Annotated in this window: 6 protein-coding genes; 5 read left to right on the top strand and 1 reads right to left on the bottom strand. The window is 63.2% G+C overall.

Annotation, left to right across the window (positions count from 1 at the left end; translation table 11 throughout):
* On the top strand, positions 1 to 567 hold a 567-nt coding region (locus AC1D00_RS19135), incomplete at its 5' end, for a DUF3463 domain-containing protein (protein ID WP_477011732.1).
* A gap of 78 nt (positions 568 to 645) precedes the next feature.
* Here the strand turns inward: AC1D00_RS19135 and AC1D00_RS19130 are convergent.
* Complete coding sequence (locus AC1D00_RS19130) at positions 646 to 2,328, bottom strand: methyl-accepting chemotaxis protein (protein ID WP_477011731.1); 1,683 nt, start codon at positions 2,326 to 2,328, stop codon at positions 646 to 648.
* A gap of 588 nt (positions 2,329 to 2,916) precedes the next feature.
* On the opposite strand from AC1D00_RS19130, the gene AC1D00_RS19125 reads away from it, so the two are divergent.
* The 4 genes from AC1D00_RS19125 to AC1D00_RS19110 all read left to right on the top strand — a co-directional run.
* Positions 2,917 to 3,954, top strand: a complete 1,038-nt coding sequence (locus AC1D00_RS19125; RefSeq protein WP_477011730.1) for a putative 2-aminoethylphosphonate ABC transporter substrate-binding protein — start codon at positions 2,917 to 2,919, stop codon at positions 3,952 to 3,954.
* Positions 3,955 to 4,069: 115 nt separating this feature from the next.
* A complete protein-coding gene (locus AC1D00_RS19120) occupies positions 4,070 to 5,173 on the top strand; it encodes a putative 2-aminoethylphosphonate ABC transporter ATP-binding protein (RefSeq protein ID WP_271573560.1) in 1,104 nt (367 codons plus the stop codon).
* Between the two features lie 15 nt (positions 5,174 to 5,188).
* Positions 5,189 to 6,907 carry a putative 2-aminoethylphosphonate ABC transporter permease subunit gene (locus tag AC1D00_RS19115; protein WP_477011729.1) on the top strand — a complete coding sequence of 573 codons (1,719 nt, stop codon included), beginning with the start codon at positions 5,189 to 5,191 and terminating at the stop codon, positions 6,905 to 6,907.
* A partial coding sequence (locus tag AC1D00_RS19110) for an FAD-dependent oxidoreductase (protein ID WP_477011728.1) occupies positions 6,904 to 7,199 on the top strand: 296 nt, incomplete at its 3' end. The genes AC1D00_RS19115 and AC1D00_RS19110, both read left to right, overlap by 4 nt.

The following is a 7,199-nucleotide window of genomic DNA, read 5'->3' as shown; positions in this document are numbered from 1 at the left end:
GGCTACGCCTATGAGCGTGCGCCGGACCAGGAGCACTTCCTCAACCGCACCAAGACCAAGAAGCTGTTCCGCGACGTCTTCGCGATGGGCAAGGGCAAGAAGTGGAACTTCATGCATTCCGGCCTGTTCCTCGACTTCCTCGCCGGCAACCAGGAATACGAGTGCACGCCCTGGGGCATGCCCGCGCGCAACATCTTCGGCTGGCAGAAGCCCTGCTACCTGCTCGGTGAAGGCTATGYCAAGACCTTCAAGGAGCTGATGGACACCACCGACTGGGAGACCTACGGCACCGGCAAGTACGAGAAGTGCGCCGACTGTATGGCCCATTGCGGCTACGAGCCGACCGCGGCGACCGCAGCCCTCAACAACCCGCTGAAGGCGATGTGGGTGTCGCTGCGCGGCGTCAAGACCACGGGCCCGATGGCGCCCGAGATCGACATGAGCAAGCAGCGTCCGGCGCAGTACATCTTCTCGGAGCAGGTCCAGAAGAAGCTGTCGGAGATCCGCAAGGACGAGGCCGCCGCCGCCGAGCAGAAGGCCGCGCGGAAGGCTTCGACGGCCGCGTAAGCGCGCAGGCGTCCACAAACGAGAAAGGCCCGGTCGCCATCGCGATCGGGCCTTTTCGTTTGTTTAGTTCAAGCGCAATCAGGCGGTCTTGATCGCCGCCAAAAAGGTTGCGACTTGCGACTGTAGGGATTTGGACCGAACCGAGAGATCTGACGCCGCCTGCAACACCTGAGCGGAAGCAKTGCCGGATTCGCCGGCAGCACGGGTCACGTGGACCATGGTTTCGGCCATCTCTCGGGTGCCTGCGGCTGCCTGCCTGACGTTGCGACTGATTTCGTGGGTCGAAGCGCCCTGCTGGTCCATGGCGCCAGCGATGCGGGTCGAGATCGCGTTGAGCTCCTCGATGGTCGTGCCAATCGACTGGATGGCCGACGACGTCTCGCCGGAGACCTTCTGAACCGCGGCGATCTGCGTCGCGATCTCGTCCGTCGCCTTCGCCGTTTGGTTGGCCAGCCCCTTCACTTCCGCTGCCACGACGGCAAATCCCTTGCCGACGTCGCCGGCCCGAGCCGCTTCGATCGTGGCGTTCAGTGCCAGCAAATTGGTCTGGGCGGCAATCGCCTGGATCRGCGTGACGATCTCTCCGATCTTCTGGGTGGCCTGGGTCAGGCCGACAACGGTCGTGCTGGTTCGCCGGATGTCGTCAGACGCGCGGTCCGCAATCTCCTTGGCGTATCCAACCTGGCTATTGATGTCGGCAATGCTGGTCGCCATCGCTTCGGCAGCCGATTCCACGCTTTGGACATTGGTCGTCGTCGAGGCCGCTGCCGTGGCAGCAATGTTGGTCTGCTGGGCCGATTCCTTTGCGAGTGCCGACATGCTCTGGGCCGTCGAGTCGAGCTCCGTCGCCGCCGCTCCGAAGCTCGCCAGCGCGTCGGACGACCGTGCGTCGAAGTCGGACACCAGGGCATCGATCATGCCGACCCTGCGGGTCTTTTCCGCTTCGTCCGCCTTTTGTACCGCGGCCAGCCTGTCGGCTTCGACGAGACCGCTCTTGAAAATCTGGACGGCGCGCGCCATCGCGCCGATCTCGTCGCGCCGGTCCGCATCCGGAATCGTGACGTGCAAATCGTTGCCGCTTAACTGCGCCATCACGCCGGTCAACCGCCGGATCGGCGATGCCGTGGTCAGGACCGTAACCATGCCGGCGGCGAGCGCGATGCAGGTCGCGACGACCAGGGCGACAATGACGCCGAGGCGCGCCCGATCCGTCGCGGCATTGACCAAATCATAGGATTGGCGTCCCGCCCGTTCATTCAGCTCGACAATCTTGGCAAGGGTCACGTTGAGAGCGTCAAACTGGTTTCGATTTTCGGCGACGTAGTATTTGCGAGCCGAGGCGCTGTCCCCGGCTCTCAGCGCATCGACTATCGTGGAAGTGGATTTCTGGAATTCCGGCCAGGTCGAATCGAATTGATCGATCGCCGTCTTTTCCTCGGCGGAATTGGGTTGATAGGTCTTCCTGACGTCGACGGCTTTCGTCGCGTATTTGTCCATCAGTCCTTCGCGGTATCGCCCGTCCTCAGGCGTCACGCTCAGGAGACGATTGGCTTCCTCCCGCCGAAAATTGATGACCGCATTGAGCATCTCGCTGCTCTGGAACAGCGCGGGCATAGCCTTGCCGCCGAGGTCGTTGGCCGCTCGGTCGACAACCGCGATCTGAATGAGCGCGAAGGAGCCGAGCCCGATCGTAACGAGCAGGACCAATCCAAAAGCGACAAAGGTCCGGACGCGAATCGACATGTCAACGAGATGCGGCATGAATGTTTCGGCGCTGATGTGGATGACTTCGGGAAGGGCATGCTTCGTGGGGACGTCGTAATCTCAACCCTAGCTGCGAAGTTCCAATCTTTCCTTAACCCTGCCGACGTCTCGGCCCTCCCGGGCTACGGGCACCAAAAGAAAAGGCCCGGTCGCATTGGCGACCGGGCCTGTTGCTTGTCCATCGCAACGGCCCCGAGGCGACCGGAGTCGGATCCGCGGGCCGCGCTCCCTGCCCTCCTCGCTTGGCCGCCTCGGGCCCCTTTCTGCAAAAAAAATGAAAAACAACCCCATGCACAGTAGAACCGCGGCTGCTGGCCGGCACAGGGGCTCGGCTAAGCTAAGCCACGACGACCGCAACGCAATCAGCGGCAAACGCGCATCATTGCTCACGCCAAGCGGAGACGCTGAAGAAGGCTCGGAGCAGACGCTTGCATGGGCAACATTGCACTCAAGATGTGCAGAGACACTACGATCGAGGCGCGCCGTGCACAAAATCCGACATGTACGTGACGGAAATGTCATCTAACAATATCGGTTCCCTGCCCGGACGGTGCCAGCCCGCGGCCAACATCGATGGAGCCCGACATGAACCTGTGCACGACAAGCGGTCTGCGATGCGCTGTTGTGTCGATCACCGCCGCCATGTTCTGCCTCAGCACTTCAGTTCGCGCGGCGGACCTCACCGTTTACACGGCGCTGGAGGCCGACCAGATCAAGCCCTACAAGGCCGCGTTCGAGAAGGCCAATCCGGGCATCAACATCCTCTGGGTCCGCGACTCCACCGGCATCATCACGGCGAAGCTCCTCGCGGAAAAGGCAAACCCTAAGGCCGATGTGGTCATGGGTCTTGCCGCAACCTCGCTGATGCTGCTGCAGAAGGAAGGCATGCTGATGCCTTACGCGCCGGCGGGTCTCGACAAGGTCGACGCCAAGATGCGCGATCCCGCTGGCTCGCCGGAGTGGGTGGGCATGGACGTCTGGGCATCGGCCTTTTGCGTCAACACCGTGGAATCCGGCAAGAAGAACCTGCCGGAGCCCGCCTCCTGGGCCGATCTGACCAAGCCGGTCTATCAGGGACAAATCGCCATGCCGAACCCGGCCTCCTCGGGGACCGGTTTTCTGATGGTCTCCGCCTGGCTCCAGATGTTCGGCTGGGACGAGGGCTGGAAGTACATGGACGAGCTTCACAAGAACATCGCGGCCTATACGCATTCCGGCTCGAAGCCGTGCCGACAGGCCGCCGCMGGCGAGTACACGATAGGCCTCTCGTTCGAGTATCGCGCCAACAAGACCAAGAAGGGCGGAGCGCCCATCAGCATTGTCCTGCCCAAGGAAGGCCTCGGCTGGGATATGGAAGCTATCGGGATCTTGAAGACCACCAAGGAGTCCGAGGCGGCGAAGAAGCTTGCCGACTGGGCCGCGACGGCGGAGGCCAACAAGCTCTACGCCGAGAACTTCGCCATCGTCGCGTTGCCCGGCATCGCAAGCTCCATGGAGTTCATCCAGGGTGACATCAACAAGATGCTGATCAAGAACGACTTTGCCTGGGCGGCGGAGAACCGCGACAAGATCCTGGCGGAGTGGAGCAAGCGCTACGACGGCAAGTCCGAGCCCAAGAATTGAAAAACTGAACTGAAGACCCTGAACTGAGGGACCTGAACTGAGGATCCTGCCGGGGATCCCAGGAGCGACCAAGCCGGCGGTGCATGGGCGCCGCCGGTCAATGCGGGACAGTACAATGGACAGCACGCCGACGACGGTGCCCTATCTCCGCATCCGCAACCTCTCGAAAAAGTTCGGTGCGTTCACCGCGCTCGACACTATCGACCTCGACATCATGCCCGGGGAGTTCGTCTCGTTCCTCGGGCCATCCGGCTGCGGCAAGACCACGCTGTTGCGCGCCATCTCCGGACTGGACGTGCAGACCGCCGGGTCGATCCATCAAGGCGGGCGGGACATCTCGACGTTGCCGGTCGCCAAGCGCGACTTCGGCATCGTGTTCCAGTCCTATGCGTTGTTCCCGAACCTGACGATCAAGGACAATGTGGCCTACGGCCTGGTGTCGGCCGGCACGCCTCGCATCGAGATCGACAGACGGGTCAAGGAGCTTCTCGAACTTGTCGGCCTGCCCGAGCAAGCCGGCAAATATCCGGCCCAGCTCTCAGGCGGGCAGCAGCAGCGCGTCGCGCTCGCGCGGGCGCTGGCGCTATCGCCCGGCCTTCTGCTGCTGGACGAACCGCTATCCGCTCTCGACGCGCGCGTCCGGGCGCGTCTGCGCGGCGAGATCCGCGACCTGCAGCAACGTCTCAAGCTGACCACGATCATGGTGACCCACGACCAGGAGGAGGCTCTCACCATGTCCGACCGGATCGTGGTGATGAGCAATGGCAGGATCGAGCAGGTGGGCACGCCCGACGAGATCTACGGCCGACCCGCGACCGCTTTCGTCGCCGACTTCGTCGGCAAGATGAACTTTCTGGAGGGACGCCTCGTCACCAGCAAGCGCGCAATTGTCAGGGGTGCCGTGCTCGACTTCAGCGAGGAGGTGCCGCTCGGCGAGGGCGCGGCCGTCACGGTCTGCCTTCGGCCGGAGGACGTGGCGGTGCGCGACATCGGCGAGCATTCGGACAATCGCCTGTCGGTCCAGGTCGGCGTCATGGAATTCATCGGCAATCATTTCGCGACGACCCTGCATGCGAGCGGCACGGGACTGAACTTCTCGGCCGACTTTTCGATCAACGCCGTGCGCGACCTCGGCATTTCCTCGGGCGCGACCATCGAGGTCGCGCTGCCGCCGAAGCGGTTACGCGTATTTGCCCAGCCGCGCTCTGCGACTGCCTGACACGGGAAACCAGCGATGGCGACCGAGACGCTAATTCTGCCGGACCGCACCGCCGCAGTGGCGCCGCTGCGGCAGAAGCTGGGGCACGACGACTGGATCATGCGCGGCGCGGTCGTGGCGCTCGGCCTCTGGTTGATCGTCACCGTGTTGCTGCCGCTCTGGGCGCTGCTGTCCAAGAGCTTCCAGGCGGCTGATGGCAGCTTCATAGGCCTCGCCAATTTCCAGGCCTATTTCGCCAACCCGGCGTTGGCCRATTCGATCTGGCACTCGGTCTGGGTCTCGCTGCTGAGCACGATCATCTGCGTTCTGCTCGCCTTCGTCTACGCCTACGGACTCACCCGCACCTGCATGCCAGGACGGGGACTGTTCCGCATCATCGCGCAGATCCCGATTCTCGCACCCTCGCTGCTGCCTGCGATCAGCCTTGTCTATCTGTTCGGCAACCAGGGCCTCGTCAAATGGATGCTGTTCGGCGCGTCGATCTACGGTCCGATCGGCATCGTGATGGGCGAGGTGTTCTGGACCTTCCCGCACGCGCTCATCATCATCACCACGGCGCTGGCGATTTCGGACGCGCGTCTGTATGAGGCGGCGGAAGCGTTGCGGGCAAGCCCGCGCCGCACCTTCTGGACCGTGACCTTTCCCGGAGCACGTTATGGCCTGATCAGCGCGGTCTTCGTCGTCTTTACCCTGGTGATCACCGATTTCGGCGTGCCGAAGGTCATCGGGGGCAGGTTCAACGTGCTCGCGACCGACATCTACAAACAGGTGGTCGGGCAGCAGAATTTCCAGATGGGCGCGGTGGTCGGCTTGATCCTGCTGTTGCCCGCGGGGGTGGCCTTCGTCGTCGATCAGCTCATGCAGCGACGCCAGTTGGCGCTGCTCTCCGCGCGCGCCGTACCGTATGCGCCCAGGCCCGACGCCACGATCGATCGCGCGATGCTGGCGATCTGCTCGCTGATCGCGTTCGCGATCCTGGTCATTCTCGGCGTGTCCTTCTTCGCCTCGATCGCGACGTTCTGGCCCTACAATCTGACGCCCAGCTTCAAGAACTTCGACTTCGACATGATGGATGGCGGCGGCTGGCGCAGCTATTTCAACTCACTCGTCATGGCCGGCCTCACCGCGCTGTTCGGGACTGCGGTGATCTTTGCCGGCGCCTATCTGGTCGAGAAGACCCCGCGCTTTCGCTATGCCCGCGGCTTCGTGCAGTTTCTCGCGCTGCTTCCCCTGGCCGTTCCAGGGCTGGTGCTCGGCCTCGGCTACATCTTCTTCTTCAACAATCCGGCCAATCCGCTGAACTTCATCTACGGCACGATGGCCATCCTCGTCATCTGCACCATCTCGCATTTCTACTCCGTCTCGCACCTGACCGCGGTGACGGCGCTCAAGCAGATCGACCGGGAGTTCGAGACCGTTTCGGCATCGCTCAGGGTGCCGTTCTGGCGTACCTTCATGCGCGTGACCTTGCCGGTCTGCCTGCCGGCCGTGCTGGATATCGCCATGTATCTGTTCGTGAATGCGATGACGACCGTCTCCGCGGTGGTCTTCATCTACGCGCCGCACACGACACTTGCGGCCATCGCCGTGCTCAATATGGATGACGCTGGCGACGTGGCTCCGGCGGCGGCCATGGCCATGGTCGTGTTCGCCACCGCCGCCGTCACACGAGCCATCTACATGTTACTCACACAGGGCTATCTTGCGCGCGCGCAGATGTGGAGGAAGCGGTGAGCGTGTCAGGAGACGAATTCGATCTGGCCGTTATCGGGGGCGGCATCTGCGGTCTCGCCCATGCGCTTGCGGGCGTGCGCCGGGGCTTGCGGGTTGTGGTCATCGAGCGCGATGCGAGGGCGAACGGCGCCTCGATCCGCAATTTCGGCTTCGTCACCGTCACCGGGCAGCAGCGCGGCCAGTGCTGGCAGCGGGCGATGCGGTCGCAGCAGGTCTGGGCCGAAGTGGCCCCGGCCGCGGGCATCAGGATCGAGCATGCCGGACTGGCAGTCGCGGTGCGACGACCGGAAGC

The sequence above is a fragment of the Bradyrhizobium sp. P2_E8 genome (assembly GCF_056403875.1).
Note: the sequence above shows the minus strand (reverse complement) of the source record. Positions and strands in the feature narration are given on the sequence as shown.

Excerpts from the sequence above, each read along its gene's own strand:
- AC1D00_RS19120 (WP_271573560.1), top strand. The coding sequence starts at position 4,070 with ATGGACAGCACGCCGACGACGGTGCCCTATCTCCGCATCCGCAACCTC.